Below are 16,144 nucleotides of genomic sequence, written 5' to 3' on the forward strand. Positions count from 1 at the left end.
TTTACAATAAAAAATTAAACTAAAATCAAAAACAATAAATTTATATAAAAATTTAATAATTACTTAATTTATTTTAAGTTTTTTTTAAAGATATTAAAGCTGACTATGTAGAATGCTTTAATATCAAAGAAAAAGTGATAAGGATTATCGATGAGAAACTAAAAGCGGTAATTGCCCTTTTACAACTTTGTCTAGCATTTCATCCAAACGATTAACTGCAAGAGACAGATTAAGAGTAGCAATATCATATTTTTCAGCGCCTTGCACAACTGCTTTTATGCACCATTTTCTAATAAAATATTCTTTCGATCCTTTTGAAGCTACAAATTCCTTAGCACTGGGAACCAAAGTGTTTGGATAAACTTTGATTTTGCCATTTTCTTCTACTTTAACTAAACTGGAAGGGCTCTTCACATTTTTTTGATGAGTGTCTTCTAACCAATGGGTAGCTAAATTACTACCAGCACGTTTATAAAGAATGGACATAATGCTTGGTAGTTGTTTGAATGCCTCTTGTTCAGTTCTTCGGCTATCATCTTCGGAAATAATAAATCCCTCTGCATCATCTGTATGGGAAAGTAAATAACTGAAAGATGCATCGATATTGTGATTGTTAAATTTTAATATACTTCTGGTATTATTAATTTGGCTGCCTTGAAAGCCAATGTCAACAAAAGTACATTGATCTCCATCACGAATTCCCAACTGATTTAAATATTTATGAAAGGTTTCTTTATTTTCTGCTGTTCTATTTGATTCTGTCACCACTGCTCTTGACAAATAGGCCAGAACAATTTTTTCCTCACCCACTAAATTAGGATATTTTTGTTGATAGTCGGGTCTTTGCATTAGTTTTAACGCAATTTCGTAAGGAGCAATTCCATCTCGTGCGCAAAATACAAGTTTACGGTTATCTTTATTTGCTTTTTCTAATAAATATTCTGTCCATGCTAAAGCAACAGGCCCATAAAATTCACTACTACGAGCATAATAAGCCATGATATCTCTAAGAAATTCTTCATATTGTTCAGAAGTGAGCCGAAAATTATGTTTTTTTTCTTTTTCTCTGATACAATTTACAATTTGGAGACGTAATTCGGCTCTTTGACTTGAAGTCAAAAGAGCAAGATCGGCTGCGACTAATTGATTTGCATTTTTTAATTGGTAAATACGATAAGGAAGAATAAACAGACTAAATAAGCCCGTTGCAATAGTAGTAATAGCGAAAGCGACAATAAGGAGAGCTTTTTTTGCTACATTGACAATAGGAGCTGTTTTGCGAATCCATTTATTCGATTCATCTGTAATTTTAACACCGGGTGTTTGGTAATGGGCGACTAGCGTATTCCATGTCAAATAAGTCGAAGAAAAAAGAGTCCTGAGATTCATTTATTCCATCCTAAGATTTAATATTCAAAAACACTTGTTTTAGTGTTTTATTATTAATAATTCAAATAAAGTAACTATTTTATATAATTACAAATTATTTTACAATAAAACGTTAAAAACAATAAATAAAACAATTCAATTACCGCTCGTTCATACGATTGCATTGAACAGCATTTGTTAAAAGATTAAAAAATTATAATCAATTAAAATTTTTACAGAAAGAGTAAGTTAAGGTTTTTTTAAAACTTTTCTAAAGTCGACGAATATTCAAATTTGCGTTAGCAATCCACTTTCCACTTATCCTCCCACATTCCTCCATCATCTGCTATCGGAGAATTGCACACTACTTTGAATCTTATTAGCAATGAAGCTTTAAATTCCCTTTAAAATATTTAAATGGAAAATGTAATAATTTCTTACAAACCCACTTCTTTAAAACTTAATCTACAACAAATTAAATCTATTATGCAAAAATATTCCGATCTAAAAAAATCGAAACTTTACTGACGCATGAATTTAAAACTACTCAAGAGTAATTTGTCGATATGTGAAGAGGGTTGATTTATTATCGCATTAAATAAATGAAATAACCGCACTTTATTATCTGTTATACAGGGTGGTTACCATTTTAATTCTAATATTTCGCAAACTAGGATAAAACTTTTAATAGAGCCATATATCCCCTTTGCAAGCTGACTGCACAACTGTTGAAAGAGCTCAAAGCATAGCAGCAATATGGGTCATATGTCGAGGGTATCATGGATTGACTGAAAAAGTAGACTAGGTGTAAATAAAGTGTTTAATTGAGCTATATAAAAACATACGCCCAGCTAAAGGAGGAATATGAAAAAACACCTGAAGGAAATATACTAGTGCTTAAAACAAAAGAAATTTTGGCACAAATGATCGTAACTTTGTTTAATTTTTGAGAAAATTGAAGATGATTTAGTGAAGTTTTTTCATTGATGTTTTTATTATTAAAAACCTAATAAAAATTTATAGATTTCTATAAAACTAAATACAAAATGACTCCTCCTGCAGTATTTTTATCTCTTTCTTAACTTCTCGTTGTTTTAATAAAATTTACAGAATTTTAAAATCTATTTAACTAGAACATTTATTCTAAAAATTTAGCAAATTTATCTTTGCTTTTCTTTAAAAGTTATACCTAAATATAATTAATTTTAATGCAGTTCAAAACTTGCGTTTATTCTCAGATAGGTTGAAAGTTTCGTAAGGCGTATTGGCTTGAGAATTTTTTTTCCCAATATGCCACACATCCAAACAACAAAAAGCTATAGCTTACGTCCCCTAATATTTGATTTCTTAAAAAAGGAATACCGGCTAAGTAGCAAGTACTTAACCCTTCTAATGTTTTTGGGTATAAAGAACCCACTGTCCAAACTCCGAAATTTGTGATCAAAAAGAAAAGGAAGGAAGTTAGTAAACTAATGAAGAAGAGATATCGTAAAGGCATTTTTTCCTTAAGTTTTTGCCCTATAAAAATCACCAAACAAAAGCTAAAATAAACAAACGGTAATGTAGAATAAAACCCTATAACGAGATCACTAAAAAGAAGCGTCGAAAAGAGTAAAAATAAAGTCAATGAACGATTTTGATAGTAGTAAGCGCTAAAAAGGATAATAGCATTAAGGGGCGTAAAACAAGGGGGATGCGGCGTTAAACGCGTAGCAATTCCAAAAAAAATTAATCCAAAAATTGTTAAAAAGCGAGACGTATTCATATAAACTCTGTTGCATCTAATAATTAAAAAATATTGAGGAAATGGCCAGATTTTGTCAATCATCCAAAGCTACAACTCATAAAAAATATAATTTTTCACTAAGTTTAAAAAGTATATTTTAGTTTCCATCAGTCTAGGAATTCCTTTGTTCTTTTTTGGCGAATTTTTCATGGGTTCTTTTTACTTATTAATTATTGTTATTGTCAATTTATTAAATTTTTTTGAAAATTTTAAAAAGTAGTAAAAAAAGATGGAAAGCATACTGAAGCATTGACTTCATTTACCTACTGCACCCTTATCTTATTTCAAATGACAAAATTATATGTTTGATAAATAAGAAGTTATTTCTTGAATGTTTGGCTAAGTTTGAAGTTTTTAGGTAATTTTCGGAGATTTTTTCGATGAGCTGCCCGTAACTTTTGAATAGGCTTAAGCTCTTTTTTCATCAAAATTTATAAGTTCAAAAACCGCTCCTCGATTTTCAAACTAATTTTCGATAGCTACTGTGAGACCTTTGAATTGCATCACTTAAGAATTTCGCGTTAATAAAAAAGTATATCATGCTAAACTCTCATTCGGCTATTCATGAATTCTTTTGGAAAAATTACCTCTAATTTTTCTTCAATTTATTGATAAATTAACCATGTCTAGGAGTAATTTTTTAAGGTTGTCTTATTGCAACAAATTAAGAATAATAACAAATGATTGCTTTGGCTTTAATATGAGCAATCATTTTTTGTTCTTTTTTAACCTGAAGTGTATAGCTTTTCTGCATTTTGTAAACTTAAAAATATTTTTGCCCAAGCCAAAGTTTTTATTATTTGCATCTACTTAATTCAGTAAATTTAACTGACAATTGAGCTTTATTGTGGAAATTGCCCTTATATAAAGTTTATTAATATTAATAAAAAAACTTTCAATTTATCTAAAAGTTGATTAATCTTCATAAGAATCTACTTAATTTTAGATTAATTTAATTAAAAAATATTTTTAATTAGAGTTCTTCTGAAACCTAATTTTTAAGTTCATCATTGTATAGTCCTGCTAAAAAATTAAAGCGTCATCCAAATCTTTTTCTCCTATTTCGATAACGATCTGAGATAATTTTGAACTGCTTTAACATTCCTATCACGTTCTCTACAAGAACACGTTTTTTAGCCCGAAAAGTATTTCTCTTCTTATCTTCCTTGGTCAGAGGATTTTTCTTACTTTTCTTTTTGGGTAAAACCGTTTGAGTCTGTACTTTTTGCAAGCTTTGATCACCCGTGTCTACTGCTACCTTTATTCCGGAATGAATTCCTGTCTTTGATTTTTTAAAGAGGCGATAATCGTGGCATTTTCCATGCCCATCGCTTGTGCAGATGATTTCTGCCCTTGTTCTATTGACAATCATCTGAGTCTTCAGAGTCTGTCTTTTCTTCTTCCCTGAGTAGTCGTATTTTTGCTTTTTTTAGCCTTTCAACAGGACTCTCAGTAGCGTCTACTAAAATCACTTCCTATTCGACATCGCTTTTTACTAACGCTTTGCGGCCAGGTCAATTGAAATGTCCGCTTTTAATCAATGTGTTCTCAACAAAACGCATGTTGTCATCACAATGACTTTCACTTACCCCCATCATTGGTAGAAATGTGAAAATGGGTCCGATATCCTCTTAAATAGTCCAGAGTCATCAAATTCATATCAGCCGGACAAAGTTTGTGTGGGCGGCCTCCCTTAGACTTCTTTTCTCGGAGAGCTTTTTCTATCATCTCCACCATTTTTTTAGAAGTCTCTAATTTGACCCCAGTTAGCGGCGGAAACCTTCTGGTTTCAAGTTTTTAATGTTCTCAAATCTCATATCACCTCAGATTTTTGGTGATATAATAGCTTAAACGTCATTGAAATTCAGGTTTCAGAAAATCTCTATTAAATTGCTATAAAATTGTTTTTAAAATATAATATTAATTAGATGGAATTATACTTTATAGAAAAAAGCATTATCAATTTAATAAATATTTAAAATAAACTTAATTTATAAATACTCAAATTTATAATAACTTTTAACCAACAAAGAAAATAAGATGAAAATAGAAAAAGTATTAAGTTGTGCTGAAGAGTATTTAAGTATGGGATCCGGCCCTGCTATAATAGGGATCATTCCTGGAATCGTCAAGGTTGGAATGGGAGGAGCTCAGTGCTTATCAGGCCTTGCTTGTACAATTATTTTCTCAACTGCCACAATTTTTGATTCTAATTACACACCTCTGAGGAATCGATCAGCAAGCCATATTATTCACGGCGCTGCTAATATCATTGCTGGAATAATAGAAGCTATTCCTTTTGTAGGTTTTGTTGGATTTGTTGTTAGAATAATCAAAAGTAAAGTAGGGGGAAAAAATTTAGGGAAGAGGAAAGCTATTAATAATATGTGTAGAGCGGCAGCAACCGCAAACCCAACCTATCAGGCAATTTGGAATCAGCGATTTAAAACTGATCCTAATAACTATGCCCTTGAATCCCCTAAAAACTATGTTCTAGTATCCCCTAACAATTTCAAATTCATAGGTTATAAAACATTACAAAATGACTCGGACACTTATTACCAAGAAGAAGAGGCTTATTATCGCTCTCTTAATTTTCCAAAAGAGGTAATTGATCCTAATACTATCGTTTGTGTTTCGAACAAAGAACAATTTAAAAAAACCCATGCAAATGCGAGGTTTTTTGACGCTCCTTGGGGTCCCGTTCTAATGATTTAAAAATTCCTTGATTATCTATATGATAAAATTTTCTTTATTTTTTTAATATCTCTTGAATCAATTGGATGGCCATCGGCATGATTAGATAGCACTTTTATATATCTGTAGCTAAAGGGAAAAGGTAGAGATGCTATATTGCGCAATTAGCATTAAAAAATACTTGCTTAGCCTATTAAGTTATCCTTTCATCAAGTAATTTTTTGCATAGGCTAACCCATTAATCCGGAAGAAGTAGATAAACCATATTTGCCTTTCTAAGCTTATTCATGGCATTAAGAAAGCACTAAGAAACTTATTGGTCTTACTGTTGTTTAAAATAAACTTTAAAAAATCGACGCAATAAATGACTTATTACACCGGCGAATGTTTAATTAGGCTTGTAAATCAAATATTTTATTGTGGTAGAATTTCATAAGACTTTTGTCAACATCGCGTCAAAAATAAACTATTTTGTAATCCTCTAAAGCAGAAAGCATGTTTAGCATTATCATTGAGTAATTCCTTATCTAATTGAATTGGTTTAGCAAGGATTTTTCCCAACTCTTGAACTACACTTTTAAGCCGTCTTCTCACCAACGCCTTAATATTAATCGTTCTGTTTGAATCAATGATCTGTCTGACATAACTTTTCCTTTATTGTTTGCACAATATTTTTCATAAATTCTTTACTTGTGTCAAATTCAAGTTCGTAAGTAATGTCTTTATGAACTTTAAAATACTGAGCTCTAGCCGTTCCATGCATTCGATTCCCTCTTAATCTTTCTCGTTCTTCAAGTATTGGCAGTGGTGTTTTAATCCCGAACCATAGCACTTTATAAACTTTTAATACTTCTCGCCATATATTGACAGCAGTGCTATCAAATGCTACATCATCGATAATAATAAAATGTTTCATCTTAGCAAGCATGAGGACAATTTCTTTAAGGGTTTGACTCATTTTTTGTGCGAAAGGCCCCAACTGAATTTCATAGACAGGATGGCTTGTTTCATCGATAGATGATTTCCAACTAAACTCTTGAGGAGCTTCACCGCCTTCCCAGTTATTCAGCTTATTCGGCATCATGCCTATGACTCTATCAATACCTATATGAAGAAATGGTTGATATAACGCTTCTTGTAAAGCTTACGCTAGAGTAGTTTTACCAGAGCTAGAAGGTCCATTAATATAAATGATTTGAAAAATTTGTTTGAGCTCTATACATACAAAACATTTCTAAAAAATTTAAAATCCCAGTGAATGATTATCTCCTTTTTTTACGCAGGAAAAAAAGATCGCCTAAAAAATCGTTTTCTGAGAAATTTAATTTATAACTCTCATCAGAAATCCATGCTAAGCTTAACATTCAGACTAAGTTAAATCACATGAGTTTAAACAGCTATATTAAAGCTGTTTTAAAAAAACTTTATAATAACTTAATAATCAACAAATAAAATCTGTTCTGGTTGTAATTATATTTAAGGAAATTTATGAACAATTTTTTATATTATGGAACATGTCCTGACCAGTACCAAATGCATTATGCTAATTTCCAAGCACCTTTTAGAAAAGGAAAAGAAATTTCAACTCAACTACCAAAAAATATTGCAGTGATACGAGCGGTGGCAGTCGCAGTTTTTGCATCTTTAGCAGCTTTAAAACTCAACGCTACAATTTTCTGTTGGCCTGTCCTGATAGCAGGATTAGCCTGTGCTGGATGGACAATCTTTACCCACCTTTTGTCTAAAGATCCTTTAATAGAGACTTTTTACAAAATTTTAGGAGGAAAAGATAAATTTGAAGCATTGCCAAAAATTAATCTTGCACAAGCCCCGAATGAAAAAATTTGTGAGGCTATTAAAAAGATTGATTGGAATAATTTAAATCATTCAGTCGCTAGAACAAGGACTTTAGATGGACGAAATGTTGTCATTATCAAAGGTCTTAACCGTAATAATGGTGTTCTTTTTCCTAACTGTCAAACTAAAAGTGTCTTAGCCTTTGTAGAGAAAATTAATCCACAAGATATTCCTAGAACTATATCAAATTTACCAGAAATTGCTGATACAATTATGCACGCCATTTTTACTCCTCATAAAGGTAATACATTTAGCAGCTTCCTTTATTCTAGTATCTCTGATAGAGGTAATAGACATGATAACTATAATTGTAATATGTATTCTTCTATTTCAACCGATATAGCTAATGAGCTATATACGCAGTTGAATACAGTTGAGATACAATAGTATTTAATTACAATTAAGAGATTTCACCAGCCTTGTTATTATTATAGCAAGGCTTATTTCTCTCTTATGCCCACACGCTCAATTGGATTTAAAAATGTATCCCAGGCTCCAAGTATCATCATAGCCTTCTAAAGCCTACACAAAGGCCAGATATTAAGTTTCGTAAACGCTGTAATTTTTTTAAGCTTTTAGCAGCTAAATTTTCATCCAAAAGTTTCTGATATAAGTTTATATTTTCGCTTTTCGTCTACTCAGTAGCAAATTTACTCATTCCTTTAAATAGAAATTTATTTCTGAACTTGCATGATAGTATGAATGCTAGAAATACTTATTGTTAAAAATTTCATAAATATCTTTGTGATTATATTAAATTATACTCTAAATGTCTTATCTCAAACAAAAAAGTGATCTTTTAGCTATTGTCAATTTTCCCTTCTTTTGTAGAAGTTGGGATTTCAGAAAATTTTCTGATATAATATTGTTTCTTGTTTTGAAAATGGGTTCGGACAATCAACCTATTAAGAAGATAAAAGATTTCAAATCAAAATGCTAGATGGTGCAATTGGCAAAGTCTTGTACCGCCGATGCACCCTCTAACTTGATGAATTTAAACTAAAACTTTAACAATTAAGTGACTAGTTTCTTTAGAATATTTTTAGCTTTATCTACAATTTTCCCCATTGCAATTTGTTCTGTTTGACTTAAGTTGCCTGTAAAAATTTTATTCACTAAATGATTAAGCCTTTCAATATGTTGATTTAGAACGACTTTTCCAATTTTTTTTACATCTGACGCGAGTAGCTTATTTATGTATTCAATCTCTTGAACAGCTTTTACTACTGTTGTATCTATATTTTCTTCCAAAACTTTTTTATTTCGCTGATTTGAAAGATTTGCTTGGGCTCCATACATACAAAATATTTCTAAAAAATTTAAAGATTTAATAAAATCTTTTTTTTCATAGCCAAAGCGCCTTTTTTTTACATTAGATGCCATTTTCCAAACGGTTGCCTCTAATATTTCCAAACTTTTTGATGCATCGTTGTTCTTAATATTTAAAAGAGCTTCGAGTCCCAATTCTTTTACGCGATTTTTAGATTCTTTTGAAGGGACAAAATCTTTATCAAATTTTACTCCTTCTATTGTTGCTGGGACTGAAATCGAATGGATTGGGCTAGACATATTATACCTCCTGCGCTTTTTAGCAGTTCATTTTATGCAAGAGGCGTGCCAATCTAAACTATCATATGTTAGAAAACTTTTAAGCTGATTTATTTTTTTGCTAAGCTAATAAAATGAAGACCAATACCGTGATTTTAACGCTGATAGTTGTGCCAAAAGCTTGGTTTAAAGTTTTATTCATTCTTCGGACATTCTTAGGGTCGAAGCCAGCATCCGAAACGTATTTACTCAATTGTTTACGAAGTTATGTGATAGATAGTTGACCAACTTTTCTGTCATGGCCCCGTTATAATATTTTAATGGTTTAAACTTACTCATATATTAAATCTTATCGAACTAATAAAGTTTAGAATCTTAATGCGTTCCTATGGTTAATAGCCATGTCAGCGCGAAGAAGTTATGTGTTATGTTATGCTCAGAAACATTATGAAGTACTAAAAACTTTATGAAGTATTAAAAAATTTCCATAGAAACAAATCTTGCTCTTGATCAGTTGTAAATTAAAGAGAAGGGGGCAAATGGGATTAAAACCTACAACCAACGATTTATAAGAGCGATAATCTGCCAATCAAATCGATTTCATCCAACTGCTATAATTAAGGTACTAAATGGTTTTTGATCAAAAGTCTACTGAATTTTATCGGATTAAGATAGGTGTAACAGACCGGATAAGTAAAATGCACAGGGATAGTGGGCTACATGAGGTTTACTTTAACCAGTTTGTTCAGTAACAAGTAGATCGCGTGTTTCAACTATAAGGCTCGGTTTAAGGCAATGGAGGATGTAAGTTACGAAACCGGTTCTTCTACCAGAGTAAGTTCTGCTGCACATTGCTTGTGTTTTTAGGCTTAATGGGCAAGACCGGAGTGATGTTTCGATTAATTGCCTCGCTGAAAATGTGTTTTTGTGCCTTTATCTTATTTAAATAGCAAACGCTACCGATTTTGACTTCGGTATTCTTCTTCTAATTTTTTGACTAAGTTATATGAACTAAATGTTTTGATAACAGGAGGATGTCCTTAAAAAATGTGAGCGAGTAATTATTAACTGCGCCAACTTTTCCTATTCTTTTGTTTGTTTTTTTTAATAGTAGTAATATTCCCTCTTGATTGTTAGGGTTATTTGTTACTTCTAATGGGTAATTTGTTGTGCTTTTTTTTTGGCCTTTTGTCACCCTATCGCTTAGGATAGTCCACAAAGATAACGAAGAGTTAGCTTGGTCAATGAATTTATCTAATTTTTCCTTCCAGCTTACCTCTCAACGCATTTAAAAAGTGGGGCACCTTGGACTTGAATCAAGGAACAAAGCAAGTTATAAGGGCGGTGGTTCGCCACATTACCCAAAACTCTAAGTCCCTATAGGTAAAAAGATATTTATGGTGAAAATGCTACAGGATTTTATTGGTTTCAAATGGCTGACTAGGTTATTTGTTGCACCGCCATTGTGCCGCGCATTAGTGATATCCTTCGGCTTTTCTCAGTCATTTCAATCAATAATCTTTGCAGGATCTTCTTTGCTTTTTAAAAAATGAAACACAAAAAGATCGGCAGCAGTCTAACAATACATTCGTATACTTAACTTGACAAGTTTATACGGTAACGCCTGATTAAACTACTAGTAATACATGGGATTTTCAAATATATTTTGCTATGGAGTTGATGCTCCATAGCTTTTAAGGACTTTACACTTTCTTCATTACTACAAATTACTCGTTTAAACATCGAGAATCACATTTTGGCTTAGATAAAATTTTTAAAAACTCTCGAAATTTTTCCTTTAAAGATCTAAAGCTAGAAGTACTTTTTTGATTTTTATTAATTTTATTTTCCAGATCTGTAAGTTCTTCATTTAAAGCCCTATATTTTTCATCTTTTTCTAAATAACCCAATTCTATTGAACGTTTTAGCTCGAACTTAGCTTCATTTACAAGCTTTAAAGCATTCTCTTTATCGTTTTCCTTTTCCAAGATGTCTTCAGCTGTATTCAACAAAGTAATTACTTTGATTGTTGGTATAGGAAAAGTTTGGTGCATCTCTACTAATGTATTAAGTGCTATGCCTAATACCAAACTTGCTTCCGAAGCTTGTTTCAATTCCAATAATCTTGCCGCTTTTTTGAGTGCTTCAGGATAATACGCAAGAGGCAAACAATAGGTAACAACATCAATCTCACTACGTAAGAGATTAAGCAAGGCACGACTAACTGGATAATTTTTATAGTCAATGTTTTTTTTAATCAGTTTCTCAATTCCATTGATCTTATTTAGTTCTACAGGTGCACTATCAATAACTTTAATAGCAAAATCTACAGGTAGCAAAGCATTCTCAGGATGACGAGCTAATAAGACATTACTTTTACCAGTGGCACTTTCAACAGCAGACAAAGCTTCTGCAATTTGTCCATTCTTAATAAAATTAATGGCCTTCTTTGTTTCATTCACAATAAAAATAGCGTCAGGAACAAGACTTTTTTGTACCTCTTCTTTAGCTTGCTGGGTTTGATTTTGAATATCTTTTTGTGCTTGCGCCTGATTTTGAAAAGTAACTTTTTGAGATAAGTTAGAAAGGTCTGTTTCTGCAGTTAAACTAGCCATGCAGGCTGTAAGACTTAAAATTACGACTAAATACATTTTAAAGGACATTAGAAACCTCCTAGTTATTAAAATTAGAGACCAAAAACACAACAATTTTTAATTTTTTCAACCTTAGTATTAATAATATTTAACTGTAATTTCATTAATATCTCCTAATACTCTTACTAAATTGCGTATTGAACTCTCTGCCTCGCCTTTTTGAAAAGCGAAATCTATTTTTCTAGATAATGTACATAACTTTGCTCTAAGAGCTTCTTTATTTTTTAAAGGAAATTAATACGTTCTAGCGCAAGGTTTTTTTAACACAGCTTTAACAATATTCATATCTATGCGTTTTGCTTTTTTAACTAGAGCGTCTATTAATTCACTTAATACTGCTTTAACAACAACTCAATCCCTAATTTCACCTTAAGATTTGTCACCTTTTCATCTGAACGAATTTTCATTTTAACGAACAATTCCCTTTCTGGCTGCAACAAAAACCATCAAGGACATCTAATAAAGAGAATTCAATTTAGTAAGTATATTTTCATAAACTTTAGAATCCTTGCTCTTCATTTTTTGTTACTTCCGCAATGATTGAGAGGTCTCATGGCTTTGCATTTAATTTATTCCTTTTACTTTTAATTTAAATAAAAATTTAAATTAAAAACTCACTCGATTAAATTAATTATTTTCTATTGATTTTTCCTTTTTTTTGATATATCGATTCAGGCTCTTGAATGAGTTGAGATGAGCTATGATAAATAATATCATCAACTTCATCGATTAAATTGACAAGACCTAAGCTTGCTAGCTTTTTCATGTCGCTTTTAAAAAAATCGATAATCATCGCTTTATTCATTGGAAATGTGGCTTTTTGAAGAGTTGCTTCAATATTTGAAACTTGGAGTTTTTCTCTTTGCTGTTGATTTTGAGGTAACCTTGTTTTTCTGGGTTTTGTAATTTAGAGGGATTTGATTTAAAAATATTGTTCATCTTCTTTACCTCTTTACTTATCTAATTAAAAACTCCAATGCTTTTATAAAAATAATTTATTCCTCCTATAATTACCTTGCAAGGCAAACTTTCATCTGTTTATAAATTTCTTTACTTTTTAACTACTTGATAACACAGTATTTTTTATATTGTGCGCCTTAAATTACAATTATTAGCAATAGCTTAAAAATAAGCAAAATAACAATTTAGAAGATTTCAATTTATAAAAATTGTTTAAAATCTTCTGTAACTTTTTATAGCTGAATTGACGATGTGAATTATGCATGATAAGTTTGAAATTAGCTGATTTTTCATCAAAAGCCAGATATAATTATTTTTAGAGTAAAATTTGGTAGTGCTAAATAGGTAAGGCTCTCAATTGTCTCTATTGTAATCACAAATAAAGTATTTTATTAACCCAATGTGATTAGTTAGTTTTTTAGAAAATGAAAGTGTTTTCTTTACAAGTCTTGCACGACTTTGTCTGAGGGTACAATTAAATTTTTCAATGTCGCTTGTCTGACCAGATTGCTTGCTAACTGGTTGATGTTGACTCCAAGGAATGGTTTCAATAGACATTAAATTTATCAGTGAAATAGAGGGCTTTCTTTAGAGGGATTCAGGTCGTTTTGCAAAAAGAAGCTCAGCGGTTTTTTTATCTCGAGGACCCACTTGCTTAGCAAGCACTTGGCGACTTTTTTATGGAAGATAAGCCATAACCACTGATCATTTTTCTTATTTCCTACAAAACTCCATCGCTCATTTCCTTCAAGTTTAGCCATTTCCAACTCTTCTTTCTCACGGCAAGTGACTTGTGCATTTAAATCCTCAGGCAAATCATGGATAATGAAATTAATAAAATCTAGCAACCATGGCATCCTTACATCAAAAATTCTACATATTCCATTAAAAGATACCGTTTCTAAAAAGAGCTTTTCTGACAAGTTCCTTTGTTTGTTCGTTAATGTTTTTAGCTTCATTGTTTTCGCTCCACTGTTTGCCACATTCTAAACAGCGAAAATTTTGGTATCACCATTCTTCTTTACCAATTCTGAGCCACAGTGCGTACATCTCATTGCTCTTCTCCGCTTGAATTAGAATAATTAATCTATCCAATTAAATCAGTTTATTGAAATAGCCTTACCTATTTAGCACTACCTAAAATTTTTTAATTATGAGGAATTAACATGAGCTTTTCTATAACAGGTAATTTATTCACGGGATCTTTTTTAAGACCAGATATTACAAATCCAAATGATTTGAGAATTACTAAAACAAAAAATATTACTACTTATCGTTTAGCAGTGTCTGAAAATGAATCAGATGAATCAATTACAGTAATAAATGAACCTAAGCGTACTAGACAAAATACACTTACTTATAGTGAACTTAGAATTAACTGGTTAAATATATGCGGTATTATTCCTGGACTAAGCACTGTAACAGGTACAGGACGCGCACTTCTTAGAATTGTACACACAATTGCTCACTTAGCAAAAGCTATTTTTGACAAGCAAAATAGAAATAGCCACCTAAATGAGGCAACTTTAGGTTTTTATAATTTTGCAAGAGGTACAATTGAAGCAGTTTCATTTTTTGGCAATACTATAGTAGGTATTTTTGATATTTATCGGCTTCGTAAAAAAGAAAAAGTTTATAATGATGAAATGGAAATTCAGATTACACAATAATATCATTCATCTTAACAAACTAGCTTGCATAGCACAGATAACATATTTACGGATACAAGTGGCATACCTAAATAGATGTTTTGCAGTCTTTGAAGCTTGGAGTGGCTCCATAAACAATGATTTTTTCAAGGCCAACTTTCATAACGAGAAAAAGCCAGAATGTATTCTCACCATCTGAAAATAGCTCAGACAGTAAACCATGATAATTGAAGCTTAAGATTTCATGGTTTAAGGCTTTTGAGGAAGTCCACCAGCCATTTTAGAAAGTGCATAATAAAAAGCGCACACTTTATAACAGAGAGACCTAGATTAGATTTTTTTCGGTTTGATCAAGTATCAGGTTAATTGACTTTGGCATCACTTCTCGACCATTTGCCACAGAGAGAAATGATTGTTCATCAGGTAGCCCAGTAATTGAGCCCCCTTATGTTGGAGGGTTAAATTTTTTATTTTTTTGTGCAAACTATTTCTAATAGGGTTGCATGAATATAAAAAAACCTTTAAATTTTTTAGATGAACGGCTAACTAACTTAAGGAGAATATATGAAAACTATAGAGATCATCGCCCCTATTTTATTAGTCATTGGGGGTCTTAACTGGGGACTAGTCGGTCTATTCAATTTTAACCTCGTAGAATTTATTTTTGGCCAATTTCCTGTGGTTGCCAGAGCGGTTTATGCAATCGTTGGATTGGCTGCCGTGTACCACATATTTCAATGGAAAGCCATTCAAGATTACTGGAAATAGGGATTCCGATACTTGAATTTGTGCAATTTTGATTGAAGTTTCTGGAAAATGGAGATGAGCGCAAAATTTTAAAATGACGTGACCAAGAACATTTCTATTTTTTCCCGGCTTCATACTACATGTACCTTTTATTATCCTAAAATTCTGCGAATTTAAGACAAACGAGGATAAATCATGGATAAAAAGACTATTCTCATTTTTGAGGCATGTAGGGGTATTGCGTGGGTGCTTGCAAAGCGCCCTTCAAAGAAAAAACTGTTCCTCTTTTACTTAAGAAATCAATCCAAACTCTTCAAGCTTGCGGCAAAGCTTAATCAGCTTAAAGGATCAACAATTTGATGCTCTCTAATTAAATTAAAAAATTATTTCTTTTTGCGTTGTTTGAATTTTGGCATTCTATAGTTTTTTGATATCTATCGAAATGAATAAATCGTTATAATCGAGCTGTGGAAATCATCAATATTTTTTTCAGATGAAATCGTATATGATAATTGATCATGGGTAGAAAACTCATTTTTTGTACCCATGATGGTTCTCACATATCCCTATTTTGCGTTTTTTACTCACGAAATGTTCTTTTGTTTTAAGCCCACATTGAACAAAAGATCAAACAGGATATTGTTCATATAATAATTTTCTTTCCCTCTTTTATGCTTAGTAAGCAGGCCAATTCCTACGAGCTTATCCAGTTATTTTGCTGCGGTTTTGCGTGTAACTTGCAGCACATGCATGACGAAATCAATTTTCGTATAAATATGACGAAAAAGTTTATTTAACAAGTCCTGGCTATACATCTTTGTTAACTCATCGCGTAACTTATGCTTATGATGCTACATTAAATCTCTCATTCTTATTAT

At 31.6% G+C, this 16,144-nt stretch carries 10 protein-coding genes and 4 pseudogenes; 5 read left to right on the plus strand and 9 right to left on the minus strand.

Going from position 1 to position 16,144, the window contains the following annotated elements; translation table 11 throughout:
* Window positions 1-144: 144 nt before the first annotated feature.
* The 3 genes and pseudogenes from BU804_RS01265 to BU804_RS11045 all read right to left on the minus strand — a co-directional run bounded on the left by BU804_RS01265 (window position 145) and on the right by BU804_RS11045 (window position 4,971).
* Window positions 145-1,389 carry a hypothetical protein gene (locus BU804_RS01265; RefSeq protein ID WP_075882671.1) on the minus strand — a complete coding sequence of 415 codons (1,245 nt, stop codon included), beginning with the start codon at window positions 1,387-1,389 and terminating at the stop codon, window positions 145-147.
* 1,213 nt (window positions 1,390-2,602) lie between these two features.
* On the minus strand, window positions 2,603-3,133 hold the full coding sequence (locus BU804_RS01270) for a DUF6580 family putative transport protein (protein WP_079988554.1): 531 nt from the start codon (window positions 3,131-3,133) through the stop codon (window positions 2,603-2,605).
* A gap of 1,060 nt (window positions 3,134-4,193) precedes the next feature.
* Window positions 4,194-4,971, minus strand: a pseudogene (locus BU804_RS11045) (IS5 family transposase).
* A 223-nt stretch (window positions 4,972-5,194) separates the two neighbouring features.
* On the opposite strand from BU804_RS11045, the gene BU804_RS01285 reads away from it, so the two are divergent.
* Window positions 5,195-5,872, plus strand: a complete 678-nt coding sequence (locus BU804_RS01285; protein ID WP_075882674.1) for a hypothetical protein — start codon at window positions 5,195-5,197, stop codon at window positions 5,870-5,872.
* Between the two features lie 604 nt (window positions 5,873-6,476).
* Here BU804_RS01285 and BU804_RS01290 read toward each other — a convergent pair.
* Window positions 6,477-6,983 (minus strand): annotated as a pseudogene (locus tag BU804_RS01290) (phosphotransferase-like protein); the annotation flags it as partial.
* A gap of 356 nt (window positions 6,984-7,339) precedes the next feature.
* On the opposite strand from BU804_RS01290, the gene BU804_RS01295 reads away from it, so the two are divergent.
* On the plus strand, window positions 7,340-8,095 hold the full coding sequence (locus BU804_RS01295) for a hypothetical protein (protein WP_075882675.1): 756 nt from the start codon (window positions 7,340-7,342) through the stop codon (window positions 8,093-8,095).
* A gap of 627 nt (window positions 8,096-8,722) precedes the next feature.
* On the opposite strand, the gene BU804_RS01300 is transcribed toward BU804_RS01295, so the two are convergent.
* The 4 genes and pseudogenes from BU804_RS01300 to BU804_RS11050 form a co-directional block, all read right to left on the minus strand.
* Window positions 8,723-9,277, minus strand: coding sequence for a hypothetical protein (locus tag BU804_RS01300; protein WP_075882676.1), 555 nt, complete (start codon window positions 9,275-9,277; stop codon window positions 8,723-8,725).
* 1,706 nt (window positions 9,278-10,983) lie between these two features.
* A complete protein-coding gene (locus BU804_RS01310) occupies window positions 10,984-11,919 on the minus strand; it encodes a YfdX family protein (RefSeq protein WP_079988556.1) in 936 nt (311 codons plus the stop codon).
* 622 nt (window positions 11,920-12,541) lie between these two features.
* Entirely contained in the window at window positions 12,542-12,715 is a 174-nt protein-coding gene (locus BU804_RS13070; RefSeq protein WP_158024984.1) for a hypothetical protein, read from the minus strand.
* A gap of 492 nt (window positions 12,716-13,207) precedes the next feature.
* Window positions 13,208-13,925: pseudogene (locus BU804_RS11050) on the minus strand (IS1 family transposase).
* A 111-nt stretch (window positions 13,926-14,036) separates the two neighbouring features.
* Here BU804_RS11050 and BU804_RS01320 point away from each other — a divergent pair.
* From BU804_RS01320 to BU804_RS13075, 3 genes are all read left to right on the plus strand, one after another.
* Window positions 14,037-14,540 (plus strand): hypothetical protein, encoded by a 504-nt coding sequence (locus tag BU804_RS01320; RefSeq protein ID WP_075882678.1) that lies wholly within the window; start codon window positions 14,037-14,039, stop codon window positions 14,538-14,540.
* A gap of 543 nt (window positions 14,541-15,083) precedes the next feature.
* Window positions 15,084-15,287 (plus strand): DUF378 domain-containing protein, encoded by a 204-nt coding sequence (locus BU804_RS01325; RefSeq protein ID WP_075882679.1) that lies wholly within the window; start codon window positions 15,084-15,086, stop codon window positions 15,285-15,287.
* A gap of 174 nt (window positions 15,288-15,461) precedes the next feature.
* The gene (locus BU804_RS13075; protein ID WP_158024985.1) at window positions 15,462-15,626 is read left to right on the plus strand and encodes a hypothetical protein; all 165 of its coding nucleotides are present in this window, start codon (window positions 15,462-15,464) and stop codon (window positions 15,624-15,626) included.
* 350 nt (window positions 15,627-15,976) lie between these two features.
* On the opposite strand, the pseudogene BU804_RS17270 reads toward BU804_RS13075, so the two are convergent.
* Window positions 15,977-16,105, minus strand: a pseudogene (locus BU804_RS17270) (Fic family protein); the annotation flags it as partial.
* Between the last annotated feature and the right edge of the window lie 39 nt (window positions 16,106-16,144).

It is taken from the genome of Candidatus Protochlamydia sp. W-9, assembly GCF_001950615.1.
Taxonomy (GTDB): Bacteria; Chlamydiota; Chlamydiia; order Chlamydiales; family Parachlamydiaceae; genus Protochlamydia; species Protochlamydia amoebophila.

Bases quoted from the DNA above. Each gene is read 5' to 3' on its own strand.
- BU804_RS01285 (WP_075882674.1), top strand. From the start codon at position 5,195: ATGAAAATAGAAAAAGTATTAAGTTGTGCTGAAGAGTATTTAAGTATG.
- BU804_RS01265 (WP_075882671.1), bottom strand. From the start codon at position 1,389: ATGAATCTCAGGACTCTTTTTTCTTCGACTTATTTGACATGGAATACG.
- BU804_RS01300 (WP_075882676.1), bottom strand. From the start codon at position 9,277: ATGTCTAGCCCAATCCATTCGATTTCAGTCCCAGCAACAATAGAAGGA.
- BU804_RS01310 (WP_079988556.1), bottom strand. From the start codon at position 11,919: ATGTCCTTTAAAATGTATTTAGTCGTAATTTTAAGTCTTACAGCCTGC.
- BU804_RS13075 (WP_158024985.1), top strand. From the start codon at position 15,462: ATGGATAAAAAGACTATTCTCATTTTTGAGGCATGTAGGGGTATTGCG.
- BU804_RS01320 (WP_075882678.1), top strand. From the start codon at position 14,037: ATGAGCTTTTCTATAACAGGTAATTTATTCACGGGATCTTTTTTAAGA.
- BU804_RS01325 (WP_075882679.1), top strand. From the start codon at position 15,084: ATGAAAACTATAGAGATCATCGCCCCTATTTTATTAGTCATTGGGGGT.
- BU804_RS01295 (WP_075882675.1), top strand. From the start codon at position 7,340: ATGAACAATTTTTTATATTATGGAACATGTCCTGACCAGTACCAAATG.
- BU804_RS13070 (WP_158024984.1), bottom strand. From the start codon at position 12,715: ATGAATAAAGCGATGATTATCGATTTTTTTAAAAGCGACATGAAAAAG.
- BU804_RS01270 (WP_079988554.1), bottom strand. From the start codon at position 3,133: ATGAATACGTCTCGCTTTTTAACAATTTTTGGATTAATTTTTTTTGGA.